The organism is uncultured Modestobacter sp., assembly GCF_947486615.1.
GTDB lineage: Bacteria > Actinomycetota > Actinomycetes > Mycobacteriales > Geodermatophilaceae > Modestobacter.
On sequence record NZ_CANKUD010000010.1, the window covers coordinates 60,606 to 79,095 of the forward strand.

At 76.0% G+C, this 18,490-nt stretch carries 21 protein-coding genes; 14 read left to right on the top strand and 7 right to left on the bottom strand.

Features of this window, described 5'->3' with window-relative positions; genetic code table 11:
* Positions 1–5: 5 nt before the first annotated feature.
* The 8 genes from Q1A09_RS17315 to Q1A09_RS17350 all read left to right on the top strand — a co-directional run bounded on the left by Q1A09_RS17315 (position 6) and on the right by Q1A09_RS17350 (position 7,957).
* Positions 6–1,418 (top strand): amidase family protein, encoded by a 1,413-nt coding sequence (locus Q1A09_RS17315; RefSeq protein WP_299957645.1) that lies wholly within the window; start codon positions 6–8, stop codon positions 1,416–1,418.
* Entirely contained in the window at positions 1,418–2,032 is a 615-nt protein-coding gene (locus Q1A09_RS17320) for a TetR/AcrR family transcriptional regulator (protein WP_299957647.1), read from the top strand. The genes Q1A09_RS17315 and Q1A09_RS17320 overlap by 1 nt, the downstream gene beginning before the upstream one ends.
* 58 nt (positions 2,033–2,090) lie before the next feature.
* Complete coding sequence (locus tag Q1A09_RS17325) at positions 2,091–2,660, top strand: sugar O-acetyltransferase (protein WP_299957650.1); 570 nt, start codon at positions 2,091–2,093, stop codon at positions 2,658–2,660.
* Positions 2,661–2,721: 61 nt separating this feature from the next.
* Positions 2,722–3,282 carry a TetR/AcrR family transcriptional regulator gene (locus Q1A09_RS17330; RefSeq protein WP_299957653.1) on the top strand — a complete coding sequence of 187 codons (561 nt, stop codon included), beginning with the start codon at positions 2,722–2,724 and terminating at the stop codon, positions 3,280–3,282.
* A complete protein-coding gene (locus tag Q1A09_RS17335) occupies positions 3,279–4,487 on the top strand; it encodes an MFS transporter (protein ID WP_299957656.1) in 1,209 nt (402 codons plus the stop codon). The genes Q1A09_RS17330 and Q1A09_RS17335 overlap by 4 nt, the downstream gene beginning before the upstream one ends.
* Before the next feature lie 29 nt (positions 4,488–4,516).
* On the top strand, positions 4,517–5,374 hold the full coding sequence (locus tag Q1A09_RS17340) for a hypothetical protein (protein ID WP_299957659.1): 858 nt from the start codon (positions 4,517–4,519) through the stop codon (positions 5,372–5,374).
* A 55-nt stretch (positions 5,375–5,429) separates the two neighbouring features.
* On the top strand, positions 5,430–7,454 hold the full coding sequence (gene malQ, locus Q1A09_RS17345; protein ID WP_299957662.1) for a 4-alpha-glucanotransferase: 2,025 nt from the start codon (positions 5,430–5,432) through the stop codon (positions 7,452–7,454).
* Positions 7,451–7,957: a GNAT family N-acetyltransferase gene (locus Q1A09_RS17350; protein WP_299957665.1), complete on the top strand. Its 507-nt coding sequence runs from the start codon at positions 7,451–7,453 to the stop codon at positions 7,955–7,957. The genes malQ and Q1A09_RS17350 overlap by 4 nt, the downstream gene beginning before the upstream one ends.
* A 35-nt stretch (positions 7,958–7,992) precedes the next feature.
* Here the strand turns inward: Q1A09_RS17350 and Q1A09_RS17355 are convergent, their stop codons facing one another.
* Positions 7,993–8,814, bottom strand: a complete 822-nt coding sequence (locus Q1A09_RS17355; protein WP_299957668.1) for an alpha/beta fold hydrolase — start codon at positions 8,812–8,814, stop codon at positions 7,993–7,995.
* Positions 8,815–9,006: 192 nt separating this feature from the next.
* On the opposite strand from Q1A09_RS17355, the gene Q1A09_RS17360 reads away from it, so the two are divergent.
* From Q1A09_RS17360 to Q1A09_RS17370, 3 genes are all read left to right on the top strand, one after another.
* Positions 9,007–9,993, top strand: a complete 987-nt coding sequence (locus Q1A09_RS17360; protein WP_299957671.1) for a helix-turn-helix domain-containing protein — start codon at positions 9,007–9,009, stop codon at positions 9,991–9,993.
* 275 nt (positions 9,994–10,268) lie between these two features.
* The gene (locus tag Q1A09_RS17365) at positions 10,269–10,586 is read left to right on the top strand and encodes a hypothetical protein (RefSeq protein ID WP_299957674.1); all 318 of its coding nucleotides are present in this window, start codon (positions 10,269–10,271) and stop codon (positions 10,584–10,586) included.
* Between the two features lie 87 nt (positions 10,587–10,673).
* Complete coding sequence (locus tag Q1A09_RS17370; RefSeq protein WP_299957677.1) at positions 10,674–10,877, top strand: hypothetical protein; 204 nt, start codon at positions 10,674–10,676, stop codon at positions 10,875–10,877.
* A 49-nt stretch (positions 10,878–10,926) separates the two neighbouring features.
* Here the strand turns inward: Q1A09_RS17370 and Q1A09_RS17375 are convergent, their stop codons facing one another.
* Together Q1A09_RS17375 and Q1A09_RS17380 are read right to left on the bottom strand one after the other, a co-directional pair.
* Positions 10,927–12,138: an MFS transporter gene (locus tag Q1A09_RS17375; RefSeq protein ID WP_299957680.1), complete on the bottom strand. Its 1,212-nt coding sequence runs from the start codon at positions 12,136–12,138 to the stop codon at positions 10,927–10,929.
* 42 nt (positions 12,139–12,180) lie between these two features.
* On the bottom strand, positions 12,181–13,686 hold the full coding sequence (locus Q1A09_RS17380; RefSeq protein WP_299957683.1) for a Mur ligase family protein: 1,506 nt from the start codon (positions 13,684–13,686) through the stop codon (positions 12,181–12,183).
* Positions 13,687–13,793: 107 nt separating this feature from the next.
* Between Q1A09_RS17380 and Q1A09_RS17385 the strand changes: the two genes are divergently transcribed.
* Complete coding sequence (locus Q1A09_RS17385) at positions 13,794–14,222, top strand: hypothetical protein (RefSeq protein WP_299957686.1); 429 nt, start codon at positions 13,794–13,796, stop codon at positions 14,220–14,222.
* 67 nt (positions 14,223–14,289) lie between these two features.
* Here Q1A09_RS17385 and Q1A09_RS17390 read toward each other — a convergent pair whose 3' ends face one another.
* The 3 genes from Q1A09_RS17390 to Q1A09_RS17400 form a co-directional block, all read right to left on the bottom strand.
* On the bottom strand, positions 14,290–14,967 hold the full coding sequence (locus Q1A09_RS17390) for a cation transporter (protein WP_299957689.1): 678 nt from the start codon (positions 14,965–14,967) through the stop codon (positions 14,290–14,292).
* Position 14,968: 1 nt separating this feature from the next.
* Positions 14,969–15,334 carry a helix-turn-helix transcriptional regulator gene (locus Q1A09_RS17395; protein ID WP_299957692.1) on the bottom strand — a complete coding sequence of 122 codons (366 nt, stop codon included), beginning with the start codon at positions 15,332–15,334 and terminating at the stop codon, positions 14,969–14,971.
* Positions 15,335–15,426: 92 nt separating this feature from the next.
* Positions 15,427–15,759 (bottom strand): YnfA family protein, encoded by a 333-nt coding sequence (locus tag Q1A09_RS17400; RefSeq protein ID WP_299957695.1) that lies wholly within the window; start codon positions 15,757–15,759, stop codon positions 15,427–15,429.
* 59 nt (positions 15,760–15,818) lie between these two features.
* On the opposite strand from Q1A09_RS17400, the gene Q1A09_RS17405 reads away from it, so the two are divergent.
* A complete protein-coding gene (locus tag Q1A09_RS17405) occupies positions 15,819–16,643 on the top strand; it encodes a DUF998 domain-containing protein (RefSeq protein WP_299957699.1) in 825 nt (274 codons plus the stop codon).
* 36 nt (positions 16,644–16,679) lie between these two features.
* Here the strand turns inward: Q1A09_RS17405 and Q1A09_RS17410 are convergent, their stop codons facing one another.
* Positions 16,680–17,933 (bottom strand): APC family permease, encoded by a 1,254-nt coding sequence (locus tag Q1A09_RS17410; RefSeq protein ID WP_299957702.1) that lies wholly within the window; start codon positions 17,931–17,933, stop codon positions 16,680–16,682.
* 95 nt (positions 17,934–18,028) lie between these two features.
* On the opposite strand from Q1A09_RS17410, the gene Q1A09_RS17415 reads away from it, so the two are divergent.
* A complete protein-coding gene (locus tag Q1A09_RS17415) occupies positions 18,029–18,481 on the top strand; it encodes a hypothetical protein (RefSeq protein ID WP_299957705.1) in 453 nt (150 codons plus the stop codon).
* The last annotated feature ends 9 nt before the right edge of the window (positions 18,482–18,490 follow it).

Genomic DNA, 18,490 nt, shown 5'->3' on the forward strand with positions numbered 1-18,490 from the left:
CGTCCATGCTCATCGCCGCGCAGGAGTACCGCGGGTGGGACGGGGTGGAGATGGCCCGCCTGGTCCGCGCGGGAGAGGTGTCCACCGCCGACCTGGCCGAGACCGCCCGCAGCCTGATCGCCGACCTCCCCGCCCTGAACGCCGTCGCCGACACCGTCGCGGAGGCGCCCACCGAGCCCACCGCGGAGAGACCACTGGCCGGCGTCCCGTTCGCCGTCAAGGAGCTGCTGGCCTGGCCCGGGCTGCCGTGGACGATGGGCTCCCGGCTGATGGCCGCGAACCCGGCGCCCGGCCTCTCCCCCTACGCCGCCCGGCTCCGGGACGCCGGACTCGCCGTCCTCTGCTCGACCACCAGCTCGGAGTTCGGGCTGCTGGGCAGCACCGAGTCCGCGCTACGCGGACCGACGCTGAACCCGTGGGGCGCGGGGCTGTCGGCCGGCGGCTCCTCGGGCGGCTCGGCCGCCCTGGTGGCCGCCGGGATCGTGCCGCTGGCCCACGGCAACGACGCCGGGGGCTCGCTGCGGGTGCCGGCGAGCCTCACCGGCCTGTTCGGCTTCAAGCCCTCGAACCGGCGCACCGTCCCGTCCGGACCGGAGTTGCCCGGGCTGCCGGCCCTGGTGGTCGAGCACTGCATCAGCCGCAGCGTGCGGGACAGCGCCCAGCTCCTGGCCGCGACCGAGCGCACCGGCCCCGACGCGGTCCACCCGCCGGTCGGGCTGGTCACCGGACCGGACGGCGCCCGGCTCCGGATCGCCGTGCTCACGCAGACCCTCACGGGGCGCGAACCGGAGGACGCCGTAGCCCGGGAGGTCACCCGCGCCGCCGAGCTGTGCGCGGCGCTGGGGCACCACGTCGAGGAGGCTCCGGCGCAGGACGTGGACGGCGACGCGCTCAGCCGCGCCTTCTTCTCCGCGGCGGCCCGGACCATGACCGAGGTCGCGGCGATGGTCACGCCCCTGCTCGGCCGCCCGCCGGGGCCTGCGGAGCTGGAGCCGTTCACGCTCGAGCTGATCGACTGGGCCGCGGGGCTGGGTCCCACGGCCCGGGCCGACGGCGCGCGGGCGTTCACCGATGCGACCCGGGCCCGGCTCGCCCTGTTCGAGCACTGCGACGTGGTCCTCAGCCCCACCCTGGCCCGGGTCTGCTGGCCGCTGGGCCACCTGTCGCCGGCCGCCGGCCGGGAGACGCTGATCCGCCGCACCGAGGAGGCCGTCGGCTACACCCCGCTGGACAACATCGCCGGTTGCCCGGCGATGTCGGTGCCGCTGGGTCGCTCGGGCGGGTTGCCGGTGGGCGTCCACTTCGCGGCCCGGCCCGGGGCGGACCGGCGTCTGCTGGCCCTGGCCCATGAGCTCGAGGCGGCCGCACCGTGGGCCGGCACCCTGCCCGACATCGGCTGGCTGGCGGGGCGCAGCTGATGGCGCAGGTCCTCAAGGAGGCGGTGCGCGCCCGCATCCGGGCCGCCGCGCTGCGGTGCTTCGCCGACCAGGGGTACGCGGGGACCTCGATGGCCGGCATCGCCGCCGTCGCCGGCACGGCCCCGGGGAACGTCTACCGGTACTTCCCGTCCAAGGAGGCGCTGTTCGCCGAGGTGGTGCCCCCCGAGCTCGCCGCCCGCCACGACGAGCTGCTGGACGGCCGGATCGCGGCCCTCGCCGAGGGGAGCGCCAACCGCTCGGCCGCGGCCGCGGAGCTACTGGACTTCTGGCTCGCGCACCGGCTGGCCGTCAGCGTGCTGCTGGACCGTGCCGAGGGCACGCCCGTGGCCGGGTACCCCGCCGCCTTCGTGCAGCGCCTGGTCGACCACACCGTGCGCGCGCTGCCGGGCACCCCCCGGCCGGTGCACCGCGACCTGCTCCACCTCGTCTTCGACAACACCCGGCGTGCGGTGGCGCGGATCCTGTCGACCGCCACGGACGCCGAGCACGCTCGCGCGCTCGTCACCGGGTTCTGGAGCTACCAGCTGCCCGGGCTGGACGGTCTGCTGGCCGGGATCGCGGCGGACCTGTCAGCCGACCCGGTCCGCGAGTGACCCGCCGCCCGCAGTCGGATGTGTACGCACGTACACAGTGATGTGTACGCTGGTACACATGACCGACGACCCGCGCTCGATGCGCGACCGGATGCTGGCCGGCGACCTCTACATCGCCGACGACCCGCAGCTGGCGGCCGACAGCACCCGGGCGCAGTCGCTCACCCACCGCTACAACACGATGGACCCCACCGACGGGGCAGCCCGGCGAGCCGTGCTCGAGGAGCTGCTCGGCGCCTTCGGCCCGGGCAGCGAGATCCGCGCACCGTTCCACTGCGACTACGGCCACCAGACCACGGTCGGGTCGCGCACCTTCGCCAACTTCGGGCTGGTCTGCCTCGACGTCGCCCGGATCACCATCGGCGACGACGTGCAGATGGGCCCGAACGTCCAGCTGCTCACCGCGACCCACCCGCTGGAGCCCGGCCCGCGCCGGGACAAGTGGGAGTCCGCCGAGCCGATCGTGATCGGGGACAACGTCTGGCTCGGCGGCGGCGTCATCGTCTGCCCTGGCGTCACGATCGGTGCCAACACGGTGGTCGGCGCCGGCTCGGTGGTCATCCGGGACCTGCCCGCCGACGTCGTCGCGGTCGGCAGCCCGGCCCGCGTCGTGCGACCGCTGCCGTGACCGGCGCCCCCGGCCCGCGCCGGTGAGGGCCGCCCCTGCGTCCGAGGCGGGTGACCGGCCGGTGCGGCGGCACGACCCCGACCGGCGGCAGCGGATCGTCGAGGCGACCGTCGACGTCATCGCCGAGCACGGCGTCGCCGGCACCACCCACCGGCTGATCGCTGCGGCCGCCGACGTCCCGCTGGGCTCGCTCACCTACCACTTCACCGGCCTGGACGATCTGCGCGCGCAGGCGTTCGCCCTGCACGCCGAGCGGATGGCGGTGAAGTACGAGGCGCACTTCGCGGCGGTCACGAGCACAGCGGACGTCGTCGACGCGGTCACCGAGCTGGTCCACGCCGATGCCGACGCCGACGACCGTGACTGGGCGGTGGCCTACGAGCTGTTCCTCGCCGCCCTGCGCGACCCCGCGCTGCGCACCGTCACGGAGTCGTGGATGCGCCGCAGCCGCAGCGTGCTCGAGCAGTTCGTCGACCCGACCACCTCGCGCGGGCTGGACGCCCTGATCGAGGGACTGGTCATGCACAAGGTCCTCTCCACCCGGCCGGTCTCCCGCGCCGAGACCCAGGAGATCATCGCCCGGGCCGTGCGCCCCACCAACTCCCAGGAGCACCGCAGGTGACCAGCACCGACGTCCGCCGGTCGCCCGACCCGGCCCAGGTGACCACGGCGATGCGGGCGGTCTACGTCGCGTTCATCGGCGCGGGGTTCGCCTTCGCCAGCTGGGCCAGCCGGATCCCGCAGGTGCGGGACCGGCTCGACCTCGACCCGGCCGCGCTGGGCCTGGTGCTGCTGGCCATCGCGGCCGGGTCGGTGATCGCCCTGCCGCTGGCCGGCACGTTGATCGGGCGGATCGGCTCGCGCGCGACGGTGATCGTCATGGCGCTGGTGCTGGCCGCGGCGATGGGCGTCATCGCGGTCGGCTCGGTCACCTCGGTGGCGGTGCTGACTGCCGGGTTGTTCGTGATGGGCCTGTCCAACGGCGCCTGGGACGTCGGGATGAACGTCCAGGGTGCGGTCGTCGAGCGGCACCTCGGCCGGGTCGTGATGTCCCGGTTCCACGCCGGCTTCAGCCTGGGCACGGTCGTGGGGGCCCTCCTGGGGACGGCGATGGTCGCCCTCGACGTGCCGGTGCCGGCCCACCTGGCCGGGGTCGCCGTGCTGGTCGCGGTGGTCGTGCCGCTCACCACGCGGGGGTTCGTACCCGACGTCGACAACGACCCCGACGGCGTCCCGGCCGAGCGGTTCAGCGCCCTGGCCGCCTGGCGGGAGCCGCGCACCCTGGTGATCGGGGTCGTCGTGCTGGCGTTCTCCTTCGCCGAGGGCACCGCCAACGACTGGCTGGCGGTGGCGCTGATCGACGGCCACGGGACGTCGGAGACGACGGGCACGCTGGGCTTCGCGCTGTTCCTCACCGCGATGACCCTGGCCCGCTGGTTCGGCGGCGCGCTGCTGGACCGGTACGGCCGGGTGCCGGTGATCCGGCTGCTGGCCGGGCTGGCCGTCGTCGGGCTGCTGCTGTTCGTGTTCGGCTCCCCGACGGTCGCCTTCGCCGGCGCCCTGCTCTGGGGCGCCGGCGCCTCGCTGGGCTTCCCCACCGGGATGAGCGCTGCCGCCGACGACCCGGCGCGGGCGGCCGCCCGGGTCAGCGTGGTCGCCTCGATCGGCTACTGCGCGTTCCTGGCCGGGCCGCCGCTGATCGGGCTGCTCGGGCAGCAGGTCACCGTGCTGCGGGCGCTGACCGTGGTCGCCGTCCTGCTGGGGGTCGCCGTGCTGGTCGCGAGCTCGCTCCGCCAGCCGCCCGGGCCGCTGGACGAGCCGGGCTGACCGGCCGGCGGACCCGCTACGGTCGCGACATGGCCGACCCCACGGTCCAGCGGTGGGAGCTGACCGCGCACGGGCTGAGTCACCGCGTGGAGGTCGTCGGCTCGCTGACCCGGACGATCACCTGGCACGTCGACGACGTCCTCGTCGCCGCGAAGAAATCGACCGACGACACCGTGCGCCTCACGCCCGGCGACCGGCTGGACCGTGCGGGCCGCGACGACGAGGACCGCGACGCCGGGCCGGACCTGGGCGCCGTGGCCGTCACGTTCACCGCGCTGGGCCGCCCCAAGCGGGCCACCTGGTACCGGGCCGGGGGCCGGGCCGGCGCCGGGACGCGGGCCGCGCTCGGCACCGGCGGGATCGACCTCGAGCCCGAGCCCGGCTCCCCCGCGGCACGTCGCGAGGAGCGGATCGAGCAGCACCCCCGTCGGCACACCGCCCTGGCGGTCGTCGGCGGCGTCGCGAAGGTCGTGCTCCCGCTGCTGCTCGGCCTGCTCGCCGTCCGGCTGGTGGTCTCCCTCCCGTGGCCGGACTGGAACCTGCCCTCGATCCCCTGGCCGGACTGGGACCTGCCGTCCGTCCCCTGGCCCGACGTGGACCTGCCCGACGTCGACCTGCCCGACTGGCAGCTGCCCGGCTGGCTGGCCTGGCTGCTGGACAAGGCCGGGTACGTCTGGCCGGTCGCGCTGGCCTGGGTGGTGGCCCACCGGGAGGTGCGCCGCCGGCGCCAGCAGCAGGCCCTGCGGGCGGCGGCGCGGGCTGCGGCGCCCGACGCCGACCGCAGCGACGACCCGGACCGGCCGGCACCCGGCCGGGACGGCGGCCCACCTCCTCCCGGCGGGGGCGGCCCACCCGGCCCCGGCGCCGGCGGCTCGCCGGGGGCCTGACGCCACGGTGCCCCCTCATCCAGCGGCACCCCGCGGCACCGGCGAGGATCGGGGGGTGACCAGCAACGCCGCGCAGCCGAAGCCCACCCCCGACGCCCCGACCACGGACGCCCCGACCGCAGGCACCCCGGTCACGGATGCCCCGGCCACCGACGCCCCGACCACCGACGCCCCGACCACCGACGCCCCGACCACCGACGCCTGGGGTATCGACGCCAGCTGGCTCGACGCCCTCGACGAGGTGCACACCGTCGCCGACGCGACGATCGAGCTGCTGCGGGAGGTCATCGGGACCCCGCCGGACGACCTGGTGCACCGCGCCCCGATCGTCGCCCGCCCCGGCGACGCCCTCGAGGTCGCCGGCGCCGAGGTCGAGTGCGAGGACGGGCAGACCCGGCACGTCGACGGCTCACTGCCGGAGGACTTCCCGCTCGGTTACCACCGGCTGCGCACCCCCGACGGCCGCGAGCGCCGGCTGATCGTCTCCCCCGGTCGCTGCTGGCTGCCCGAGGGCTGGCGGGCCTGGGGCTGGGCGGTGCAGCTCTACGCCACCCGCGGCCGGGACAGCTGGGGTATCGGCGACCTGGGCGACCTGCGCACGGTGCGGGAGTTCGCCCAGGACCAGGGCGCCGGCTTCGTGCTGGTCAACCCGCTGCACGCGGTCGCCCCCACGCCGGGCCAGGAGGACAGCCCGTACCTGCCGGCGACCCGCCGCTTCCGCAACCCGGTCTACCTGCGCATCGCCGAGGTGCCCGGCGTCGACGCGGTGGACACCGAGGACGACGCCGGCCGGGCGCTGAACGACGGCGAGCTGATCGACCGGGACGCCATCTGGGCGCTCAAGCGCCGGGTGCTGCAGCGGGTGTTCGACGCCGGCGTCGACGAGGGCCCGTTCCGCGACTGGTGGTGGCACCAGGGGCAGCCACTGATGGACTGGGCGACCTGGTGCGCGATCGCCGACGAGCACGGCCCCGACTGGCACACCTGGCCCGCGGAGCTGCGCGACCCGCGCGGCGGCGGGGTGGCCGACTTCGCCGCCGGTCACGACCGTGAGATCGCCTTCCACGCCTGGCTGCAGTGGCTGCTCGACGTCCAGCTGCGCACGGCCACCGAGGGCATCACGGTGATCCAGGACCTGCCGATCGGGGTCGCCGGCGGCGGCGCCGACGCGTGGGCCTGGCAGGACGTGCTGGCCCAGGGCGTCAGCGTCGGCGCCCCGCCGGACGCCTTCAACAGCCAGGGCCAGGACTGGGGCTCCCCGCCGCTGGTGCCCTGGCGCCTGCAGGCCGCGGACTACGAGCCGTTCATCCAGTCGATCCGGGCCACCATGGCCGGCGCGGGCGGCCTGCGGGTCGACCACGTGATGGGCCTTTTCCGGCTCTGGTGGGTGCCCTCGGACGGTTCCGCCGCCGACGGCGCCTACGTGCGCTACCCGTACGAGGACATGCTCGACATCGTCGCGCTGGAGAGCCACCGGGCCCAGGCCATCGTGGTCGGTGAGGACCTCGGCACCGTCGAGGACGGCGTCCGGGAGGCCATGGCCGAGCACGGCATCCTCTCCTACCGCCTGCTGTGGTTCGAGGACGACGCACCCACCGAGTGGCCGGCCGAGGCGATGGCCGCGATCACCACCCACGACCTGCCGACGGTGGCCGGGCTGTGGACCGGGTCGGACCTCACCGAGCAGCGCGAGCGTTCCCTCGGCACCGACGCCGACCTCGAGCGCGGGCGCAGCTCGCTGATGGAGCACCTGGCCGGCATCCCCGCGGACGCCACCCCGGCCGAGGCGGTCCTGGAGGCCCACCGGCGGCTGGCGACCGCGCCGTCCACCCTGCTGTCGGCGACCCTGGACGACGCGCTGGCCGAGGAGCGGCGGCCGAACATGCCCGGCGCGAACGACCGGCCCAACTGGTGCCTTCCGCTGCCGGTGCCCACCGAGGAGCTGGCGGCCCACGAGGGCGTGCAGGCCCTGGCCGGGGTGCTGGCGGCCGGGCTGCACCCGGTCACCACCAAGGGCAAGGTCAAGGGCGGCAAGAGCGGCAAGGGCGGGGCGAAGAGCACCCGGACCCGGAAGAAGTGAGCGCCGGCACCACCCGCACCGCACGGGTCACCGCTCCGGGCGAGGACGACTGGGCCGTCGTCCGGGCGGTGCGGCTGGCTGCGCTCGCCGACGCGCCGGACGCCTTCGACTCCTCCCTCGACCGGGAGCAGGCGCTGACCGAGGCGGACTGGCGTGCCCGGCTGGTCGCGGGTGGTCAGCGGCTGGCCTGGCTCGACGGCGACGCGGTCGGGCTGGCGCGTGGTCTGGTGCACGAGACGGCGCACGGCACCGAGCACCACCTGGTCGGGATGTGGGTGGCCCCGGCCGCCCGCGGGTCCGGCGCCGCCGGCGGGCTCGTCGAGGCCGTCACCGGCTGGGCCCGCCAACAGGCCGCGTCTCGGCTGTACCTCTGGGTGGTCGGGGAGAACGCGGCCGCCGCCGCGCTCTACCGGCGGCACGGCTTCGCCCCGACCGGCCGCGTCCAGCCGCTGCCCACCCGGCCCTGGCAGACCGAGCGGCAGTACGCCCGCGACCTGGCCTGAGACCGCCCGCCGGGAGGCGGCCCCAGGCGCGGCGGTCAGCTGCGGATGAACTCCAGCAGGTCGGCGTTGATCGTCGCCGCCTGCGTGGTCGGCATGCCGTGCGGGAAGCCCGCATAGGTCTTCAGTGTGCCGTTGGGCAGCAGCTCGGCCGAGAGCGGGCCGGAGTCGGCGTAGGGCACGACCTGGTCGTCGTCCCCGTGCATGACCAGCACCGGCACGGTGATCTTCTTCAGGTCGTCGGTGAAGTCGGTCTGGGAGAAGGCGACGACGCCGTCGTGGTGCGCCTTGATCCCGCCCATCATCCCCTGGCGCCACCAGTTCTGGATCAGCCCCTCGACCGGCTCCACGCCCGGCCGGTTGAAGCCGTAGAACGCGGTCGCGGGCAGGTCGCGGTAGAACTGCGCCCGGTTGGTGGCCACCTGCTCCTGGATGCCGTCGAACACGCTCTTGGGCAGCCCGCCGGGATTGGCGTCGGTCTGCACCATGATCGGCGGCACCGCGCTGATCAGCGCCGCCTTGGCGACCCGGTCCTCGCCGTGCCGGGCGATGTAGTGGGCCACCTCACCGCCACCGGTCGAGTGGCCCACGTGCACCGCGTCGCGCAGGTCCAGGTGGGCGGTGAGCGCGGCCAGGTCGTCGGCGTAGTGGTCCATGTCGTGGCCGTCGTCGGTCTGGGTGGAGCGGCCGTGGCCCCGGCGGTCGTGGGCGATGACCCGGTAGCCCTGGGCCAGGAAGAACATCAGCTGGGCGTCCCAGTCGTCGGCCGACAGCGGCCAGCCGTGGCTGAACACGATCGGCTGACCGGTGCCCCAGTCCTTGTAGTAGGTCTCGATGCCGTCGTGGCTGAGGACGGGCATGGCGTCTCCTCCGTCGGTGGTGCGGGCGCTGACGTCGAGCACGCTAGGGACGACGGGACGCCCGTTCTGTGCCGTGGCTGCCCGGTACTGGCCCCTGCCTGCCGACCCGGCTGGCCTTCCCCCGCCGTCAACCAGGCGACAGGATGTCGGTGCCCACGGCAGCGCCGCCGACCACCCGCACAGGGAGGCGCGATGGTCACGCTCCTGGACAGCCGGCAGCTCACCGGCACCGACCGCCGTCCGGCCGCCGTCCTCGCGCGGCTGCAGGCCGGGATGAGCTCCCGGGTGCGGCTGCGCGACCCGGCGGCACCGCTGGAGGTCCGCCTGGACACCTGGCAGCTCAGCAGCCTGCCGGTGCTGCGCGCCGACGTCGTCGGCCCGCTGACGGTCAGCCACCGCCGCTCGGTGGCGGACGCCCCGCCGGTGCTGTCGTTCTACGTCCAGGAGCACGGCACCGGCCGGCACGAGCAGGGTGGCCGGCGGCGGGAACTGCCGCCCGGCGCCCTCACGGTCACCGACGTGACCACCCCCTACGACTTCGCCTGGGGTGACGCGGCAGGCGCCGGCCGGGCGCTGCAGGTCCCGGTCGCCCGCCTGGGGCTGTCCGTCGACGACGTGCGCCGGGCGGTCCCGCGCGTGGCTGACAGCCCGCTGTACGAGCTGGTCCGGGCGCACGTCGCCCAGGTGACCCGGGACGCCGAACGGCTGACCGCCGACCCGGGGTGGCCGGCACTGTCGGTGGCGACCGTCGAGCTGGCCCGGGCCCTGGTGGTGTCCGCCGCCGGCGCCGGCAGCGCGGTGCCGGAAGAGAGCCTGCTGGTCCGGGTCCGCAGCTGGGTCGACCAGCACCTCACCGACCCCGACCTGGACGCCGCCCGCATCGCGGCCGAGCACGCGATCAGCGTCCGCCAGCTCTACCGGCTGTGCTCGGCGGCGGGGTTCAGCCTGGAGCAGTGGGTGATCGACCAGCGCCTGGCGGGCGCCCGGGCCGAACTGGCCCGCCCCGGTGGCCGGCCGATCGCCGCAGTGGCCCGGGCGTGGGGGTTCGGTGACCCGTCGCACTTCTCCCGGCGGTTCCGGTCGGCGTTCGGCATGACCCCGCGCGAGTGGCGCACCCAGCGCCAGGCCCCACCGCCGCCGTCCGCACCCCTCCCCCGGCCCCGCACCCGTCTCGGGTAGCCGGCCCGCCGGCGGCAGCCGCCCTCCGCCGCTACCGAGTGACAGCAGAACGGGGCTTCCGGAGGCGGTCGAGCCCGCTCAGCTGTCACTCGACGACAGCCGTCGGCGTCCGGGCGCCGCTCACGGCGGCTGGGCGTCGAGTGACAGGTGACCGGGGTTCCTGGAGTGTGGGGGCCCGCTGGGCTGTCACTCGGCGCCGGCGGTGGCGCTCCGCGGCGGTCGATTGCCGCAGCTCCGTTCGAACGTGCGTTCGATCGGCGTGCGACGATGTGCGGGTGGCCGGGGGAATGCAGCGGGGGCGGCACGCCGGCACGCTGGCCGACCGCGCGGCCCGGTCCGGGTCCACGGCGGCACCGCCTCCGGTGCCCGCGGCCCCGGCCGGTGAGCTGCGCCGGCCGGCCGGCGGCGGGCACGGGCGGCACTGCTGGGTGCTCGACCCGCCCGACGCGCCAGGCACCTGGCCCGGGCTGCTGGTCGAGTGGCGGCAGCGGGAGGACGGCTGGCACGGCCGGGTCGCCTACACCGTCGTCGGCGCGCACGGCCCGGTGCTGGTCGAGGCCTGGCTCCCCGCCGACCAGCTCAAGCAGGGCTGACCGCCGGCGGTTTGCGGAGGCCCCGTCGCGGGATACCGGAGTGAGGACGACGCCCGGAGCCGCCGGGCCACGAGAGCGGAGGACGCGATGACCAGCCCGCACGACGAGCCGACGCTCGACGACGTGATCACCCCCGAGGAGCCCGCTCCCCGGGACCGCACCGAGCACGCGAAAGACCCGCACGTGTCCGACGAGGTGCTCGAGCACCGCACGGAGCTGGAGCGCCAGGCGGTGCAGTCCGACGACGCGGACCCGGCCGGGGCCTACGAGCACGACGCCACCGAGGCCTGAGCCAGCAGGGGGCGGTGTCCCGGGAGACCGGGGCACCGCCCCTGGCACGTCAGGGCTGCAACGAACGGGTGCGGCCCAGCACCGCGGTGAGCAGCAGCGCCGCCAGCGTGCAGCCGCCGGCCAGCAGCGCCACCGCGGGCCAGCCGGCGTCCTGCCAGGCCCGCCCGGCCAGCGTGCCGCCCACCGAGGAGCCGACGTAGTACCAGAACGAGTACAGCGAGGCGGCCTGCCCGACCGGCCGGCCACCCAGCTGGGCGCGCGCCGCCACCCAGCCGTTGGCCACGCCGTGTGCGGCGAAGAAGCCGACGGTCAGCACGCAGAGGCCGGCGATCACGCACCACAGCGGGCTGGGCAGGGTCAGCGCGATCCCGGCGCCCATCACCACCAGGCACAGCGGCACGACCACCCGCCGTCCGGCCCGGTCGGCCAGCCAGCCGGCGGTCGGTGAGCTCGCCGAGCCCAGCAGGTAGGCCAGGAAGACCAGACCGGTGAGCGCCGGGGTCAGCGAGTACGGCTCGGACTCCAGCCGGAAGGTCACCGCGTTGTAGACGGCGACGAAGCCGGCCATCAGCAGCGCCGCCACCCCGTAGAGCGCCAGCAGCGCCCGGTCGGTGAACGCCGCGCCCAGCTGCCGCAGCAACCGGCCCCCGCGCGGCACCCGGGTGAACCGGCGGGACGGCGGCAGCAGCAGCCGGACGGCGACCGCGCAGCCCACCGTCAGCGCCGCGGCACCGCCCAGCGCCGTCCGCCAGCCGCCGAACTCGGTGAGGAAGCCGCTGACCAGCCGGCCGGAGAGCCCGCCGATCGCGGTGCCGCTGACGTACAGCCCGATCGCCCGGGAGCTGACCTGCGGGTGTAGCTCCTCCCGCAGGTAGGCCACCGCGACCGCCGGCAGCCCCGCGAGCGCGAACCCCTGCAGGCCGCGCAGCACCAGCAGCGCCTCCCAGGACGGCGCGGCGGCGATCAGCACCGCGAGCACCGCCGAGGTGGCCAGGTTGGCGTGCAGGATCCCGGTGCGCCCGCGCCGGTCCGACAGCGGGCCGAGCACCAGCAGTCCCACCGCGAGCGCCCCGGTGGTGACCGAGATGGCCAGCGTCGAGGCGGCCGGGGAGACCCCGAACGCGCGGGTCAGCTCGGGCAGCAGCGCCTGCGGGGCGTAGAGGCTGACGAAGACGGCGATCCCGGCCAGGAAGACCCCGGTGGCGGCCCGCCGGAAGCCCGGTTCACCGACCTGGTGCCCCGGCCACTCCCCCGTCGTCACGCCGCGAGCCTGCCCCTGTGCCCGGGGCCACTGCGGGAGGGGTCAGGAGGCCTGTTCGGCCAGCAGCTGGTCCAGGGCCTCGCGGGCCACCTCGGCGTCGTCGAAGTGCACCGCGGCGCCGTCGTCGGTCATCGTCGTCTCGTGGCCGCGGCCGACGACCAGCACCACGTCCCGGCCGCCCGCGGCCTCGACCGCCGCGGTGATCGCCTCCCGGCGGTCCAGGACCGTGTGCACCACGCCGGTGCCGCCGGCCAGCCCGACGCGCAGCTCGGCGACGATCGCCTCGGGCCGCTCGCCGTGGCTGCCCTCGTTGGTCAGCCACACCTCGTCGGCGGCGCGCGCGGAGACCCCGAGGCCCTGCCGCTTGTACCGGTCCCGGCGGCCCCGGGCGCCGAGCACCAGGTGCACCCGGCCACCCGGGCGGGTCAGGTCGCGGGCGGTCTGCAGGGCGGCCGCGAGCGCGTGCGGGGTGTGCGCGTAGTCCACGACGACCAGCGGCCGGCCCGGTGCGCGCAGCAGGGTGTTCCGGCCCGCCGGCGGCTCGGTCGCCGCGATCCCGGCGGCGACCACCTCCGGCGCCAGGCCCAGCGACCGGCCGGTCGCCCAGGCTGCGGCCAGGTTGGCCACGTGCACCCGGCCGACCAGCGGGGAGCTGATCCGGTGCCGGCCGTCGTCGTCCTGCAGCAGCACGCTGGTGCCCGCCGCGCCGGTGCGCCAGCCGAGCACCCGGACGTCGGCGTCGACGTCCGGCGTCGTCGCCACCCGGGTGACCGGCACCCGCACCTGGTCGGCCAGCCGCCGCCCCCACGGGCCGTCGACCACGACGACCGCACTGTCGGCGCGTTCGGGGGTGAACAGCAGCGCCTTGCTCGCCCAGTACTGCTCGATGGTGCCGTGGTGGTCGAGGTGGTCCTCCTCGAAGCCGGTGAAGACGGCGACCTCGACGTGCACGCCGTCGACCCGGCCGACGTCCAGCGCGATCGAGGAGGCCTCCACCACCGCACTGGTGGCGCCGGCGTCGCGCATCCAGCGCAGCAGCTCGTGCAGCTCCGGCGCCTCCGGGGTGGTCAGCCGGGTGGTCCTGCGCTGCTCGCCGACCCGGGCGCCCAGGGTCGTCACGACCCCGGCGCACTCCCCGGCCGCGGTGAGCACCCCGCGGACCAGCGTGCTGGTGGTGGTCTTGCCGTTGGTGCCGGTGACGCCGACCAGCCGCAGCCGGTCGGCCGGGTCGCCGGCCAGGAGTGCGCCGAGGGGCCCGAGCAGGGCCCGGACCGAGGGCACCCGCAGCTGCGGTGCGTCGACGTCCACCGGCCGGTCGGTGAGCAGGGCCGCCGCGCCGGCGGCGAGAGCCGCCTCGGCGAACCGGTGACCGTCGCTGCTGCCGCCGCGCACGCAGGCGAACAGGCAGCCCGGCGTCACCGCCCGGGAGTCGGTGACCAGGCCGTGCAGCCACAGGTCGTCGACCACCCCCGAGCGCACCACCGGCCCGAGCGCGACGGCGCGGGCTCGGCGTTCGACGTCGGACCAGCGGACTCCGGCGGGCAGCACGCCGCTGACGCTAGGGGCAACGCGCGAGGTCGGCAGCGCGAGACCGGGACGTGTGCCACCGACCACCGGCCGGGCGGTCCACGGACGTGGCCTGGTTGGCTGGCGCCGTGCCCCGACCGACCTCGCCGGACGTCGCCTGCTGGGTGCTGAAGAGCACCCGGCTCCCCGGTGCGCTGGCACCGGGCTGGCAGCCGGGCGCCACCACCGACCTGGCCCGTTGTGTGCGCCCCACCTACCGGCTGGAGCTGATGTCGGCGGGGCAGCCGTGCCTGCTCTGGGTCAGCGGCCGGGACCGGCCGGGCGTGCACGCCCTCGGGGTGCTGACCGGTGCCCCGCTGCCGGGCGGGGACGGGCCGACCGTCGCCGTCCGCTGGACCCGGCTGGCCGAGCCGGTCGACCGCGCCGACCTGCTCGCCGACCCCGCGGCGCGCGAAGCGGAGGTGCTCCGGATGCCGGCGGGCAGCAACCCGTCCTGGCTCTCGGCCGGGCAGTACGCCGCCGTGCTGGCGCACGCCGGGGTGCCGGCCCCGCACTGAGTCGGCATCCCGGCCCGGGCGACGTCCCCGCACCTGGCGCCCCGCACCTGGCGGACCAGCGCCGCGGTCAGCCCTGGCAGCACCCGTCGGTGCAGAACTGCTGGCCGGCGTCCTCCCGGGCCGCACCGGGGGCGCAGCAGCCCTCCCCGCGCCAGGCCTCACGGCCCTCCTTGACCGCGACCGCCGCGATGACCAGCGCCGCCAGCGGGTCGGCCCACCACCAGCCCAGCAGGCTGTTGGCCGCCAGCCCCACCAGCAGGACGGCGGACAGGTACGTGCACAGCAGCGTCTGCCGCGAGTCGGCGACCGCCGACGCCGAGCCGATCGCCCGGCCCGCCCGGCGCTGCGCGGCGGAGAGCACCGGCATGACGACCAGGCTCACCGCGGCCAGCACCAGGCCGACGCCGGAGTGCGCCGGCTCAGCGGCGCCGAGCAGGGCGCGGACGGCGTCCACGGCGACCAGCGCGGCGAGGGCGAAGAACGCGGTGGCGATCACCCGCAGCGCCACCCGCTCGCGGGCCTCGGGGTCACGACCGCTGAACTGCCAGGCGACCGCCAGCGCCGAGGAGACCTCGACCAGCGAGTCCAGCCCGAAGCCGATCAGGGCCGAGGAGTCCGCGCGGGTGCCGGCGGACAGCGCCACGACCGCCTCGACCAGGTTGTAGGCGATGGTGACGCCGACGAGCAGCCGGACCCGTCGGGTCAGCCGATGCCGCCGGGTGGGGTCGGCGGTGAGAGCGGCCATGTCAGACCGCCGCGGGGGCCGGCTCGATGTCGGCCCCGAGCACCCGCAGCAGCGCGACGCCGTCGTCGGTCAGCCGGTACATGACCAGCTTGCCGTCCCGGCGGGAGGTCGCGAGCCCCGCCGCCCGCAGGCTGCGCAGGTGGTGGGAGACGAGGTTCTGGGCGAGTTCGGCGACCCAGGCGAGGTCGCAGACGCAGAGCTCTCCACCGATCGCCAACGCGGCAGCGAGGCGCAGCCGGGAGGGGTCGCCGAGGGCCTTGGCCCGCTCGGCCAGCCGGCGCGCCTCATCCGCTCCGGCCAGCCGGGCGCGGACCGCCTCGGCGTGCGGCACGTCCAGGCACAGCAGTTCGCAGTCGTCCGGGGTCACACCGGCCACCTCATCCCAACACCTCAACGCATGTCAAGACGACCATGCGGCCTGGCAGCGATGACCTCGGCGGGCACGTCACCGAGGGGACGTCAGGCGCTGCGCGGGGCGTACATGATCAGCGCGACCCCGACCAGGCAGACCGCCGCGCCGGCGACGTCCCACCGGTCGGGGCGGAAGCCGTCGGCGACCATCGCCCACAGCAGCGAGCCGGCGATGAAGACGCCGCCGTAGGCGGCCAGCACCCGGCCGAAGGCGGCGTCGGGCTGCAGCGTCGCCACCACCCCGTAGAGCGCCAGGGACACCATCCCCAGGCCCACCCAGACCCAGCCGCGGGAGTCCCGGAGCCCCTGCCAGACCAGCCAGGCGCCGCCGATCTCCAGCAGCGCGGCGAGCACGAACAGGGCGATCGAGCGGAGGGTCACGCCGACACTCTGCCGCCCCGCCCACCACGACACAGCAACGGCTGGGACGATGGCTCCTCGTGACGGACAGCCGGTACCGCCTGGGTGGCCTCCTCTGGCTGCTCACCCTGCAGTTCTTCGTCGTCGAGGCGATCGTGGCCGCGCAGTTCGACGGCTACTCCTACACCGGCGACGTGATCAGCGACCTCGGGACGGCGGCCTCGCCCGCCCCCCTGCTGATGAACGCCTCCTTCGTCGTCCAGGGGCTGCTCATCGTCGGCGGGGCGCTCCTGCTGGCTCCGGGGCTTTCGGGCACCGGCGGCCGGCTGACCCGGGTGTTCCTGGGCGTCGCCGGCCTCGGCGTGCTGCTGGTCGGGGTGTTCCCCTCCGACGGCAACGCCACCGCCCACCAGATCGCCGCCGGGGCGTACTTCGTGGGCGGAGCGCTGGGGCTGATCGCGCTGGCCTACGGGGTGCGCCCCCGGTCGGAGGGGCTGGGCACCACGCTGGCCCTGCTCGGGCTGGTCGGGCTGATCGGCACGGTCTTCTTCGGCGCGGCGGTCTTCCTCTTCCTCGGCGAGGGCGGCATGGAGCGGGTGGGCGGCTACGTCGTCCCGCTCGGGCTGCCGATCGCCGGCGTGGCGCTGTGGCGGCAGAAGGACGACTGGCTCGCGCTCACCAAGGCCGATGGCACGCCCAGCCGCCGCCAGCTCCGCGAGGACGCCCGGCTCGAGCGCGCCCAGCGCCTCGCCGAGCGGGACGCCGCCCTGGAGGCCGCCGCTCGGCGCTCCGAGCAGCGCACGGCCGCGGGACAGCCGGCGAACACCGCACAGCCGGACGACGCAGCTGCCGACGAGGCCGACGACTTCGACCCCGACGACCCCTGGGCGCCCCGCCGCCGCTGACCGGCGGGCCCCTCCACGGGCCGAGCCGCGGAGGAGCTACCGGGCCGCGAGCCGCAGCCGGATGGCCCGGTAGGCGATGCCGACGGCGAACACGGCGACGCCGGCGGCGACCGACTGCCACGGCAGCGTGGCGACCAGCACCAGGCAGCCGACCAGGCCGAGCACCTGCAGGGCGCGGGGGAACCGGCGGTGCTCCCGGTCCTGGGTGAACGCCGCGGCGTTGGCGACGGCGTAGTAGAGCAGCACGCCGAAGGAGGAGAAGCCGATCGCGCCGCGCAGGTCCACGGTGAGCACCAGCAGGCAGACGACGATCCCGACGGTGACCTCGGCGCGGTGCGGCACCGAGAAGCGCGGGTGGACCGCCGCCAGGTACCGCGGCAGGTCGCCCTGGCGGCCCATCGCCAGGCTGGTGCGCCCGATGCCGGCGATCAGCGCCAGCAGCGCACCGAGCGCCGCGGCCGCGGCACCCACCCGCACGACCGGGCCGGCCCACTCCCAGCTCCCGGCGGCCACCGCGGCGGCCAGCGGCTCCGTCGTCCCGGCGATGCCGTCGGGGCCCAGCGAGGTCAGCAGCGCCAGCGCGACCACGAGGTACACCACCACGGCCCCGCCGAGGGCCAGCATGATGGCGCGCGGGATGGTCCGGGCCGGGGCGCGCACCTCCTCGCCCATGGTGGCGATCCGGGCATAGCCCGCGAAGGCGAAGAACAACAGACCGGCCGACTGCAGCACGCCGACCAGCCCGCCCTCGACGGCCCAGGCCCCCGGCCCGTCGTCGCCGGCGCCCCGGCCGAGCAGCATCGCCGCCACCGCGACGGCCAGCGCCGTCAGCACGATGGTGACGATCACCCGGGTGAGCCCGGCGGTGCGGGTCACCCCGCGGTAGTTGGTCGCGGTCAGCGCGAGGACGGCGGCCACCGCCACCGGGCGCTGCCAGCCGGCCGGCGCGGCGTAGGCGGCGAAGGTGAGCGCCATCGCCGCGCAGCTGGCCGTCTTGCCGATCACGAAGCCCCAGCCCGCGAGGAAGCCCCACCACTCCCCCAGCCGCTCGCGGCCGTAGACGTAGGTGCCGCCCGAGGCGGGGTACTGCGCGGCCAGCTGGGCCGAGGCGGTGGCGTTGCACCAGGCGACGACCGCGGCGATCGCCAGGCCGATGAGCAGCCCGGCGCCGGCGGCCTGCGCGGCCGGGGCGAAGGCGGCGAACACGCCGGCGCCGATCATCGAGCCGAGGCCGATGACCACGGCGTCCCCGGTGCCGAGCCGGCGGGCCAGGTCCGGCGACCCGCTCATCGCCGTCCCCCGCTGCCGGCCAGCCCTGGCGCCGGGATGTGAACCAGGTCACCATGGCGGTGTCCGCAGGTCGTCGTCCGGATCGGAGCGCGAGGATGCGCCACTGCCTGATCGTCGCCAACCAGACGCTCACCACCGACACCCTCAGCGATGCCGTGCGGCAGCGGATCGCCGCCGAGCCGCACGAGTTCCACCTCGTCGCCCCGGCCACGCCGCTGCAGGACCAGCCCGATGGCCCCAGCGCGTACGCGAACCTGGGGCCCTCGACCGCGGACCGCGCCTACGCCCTCGCCTGTCAACGTCTGGAGCACGCGCTGGAACACCTCCGCGGGCTGGGCGCGACCGTGGACGGTGAGGTCGGCGACCCGGACGCACTCGAGGCGGTCCGCACCGCCCTCGGCCACTTGCCCGCCGACGAGATCATCGTCTCCACCCTGCCAGGCGGCCTCTCCCAGTGGCTCCGCCGGGACCTCCCGGCCCGGTTGCGCAAGGCGACGGGCCTCCCGGTGACCCACCTGGCGGCCGACCGGCACACCGTCCGCGCCTGATCGGCCGGC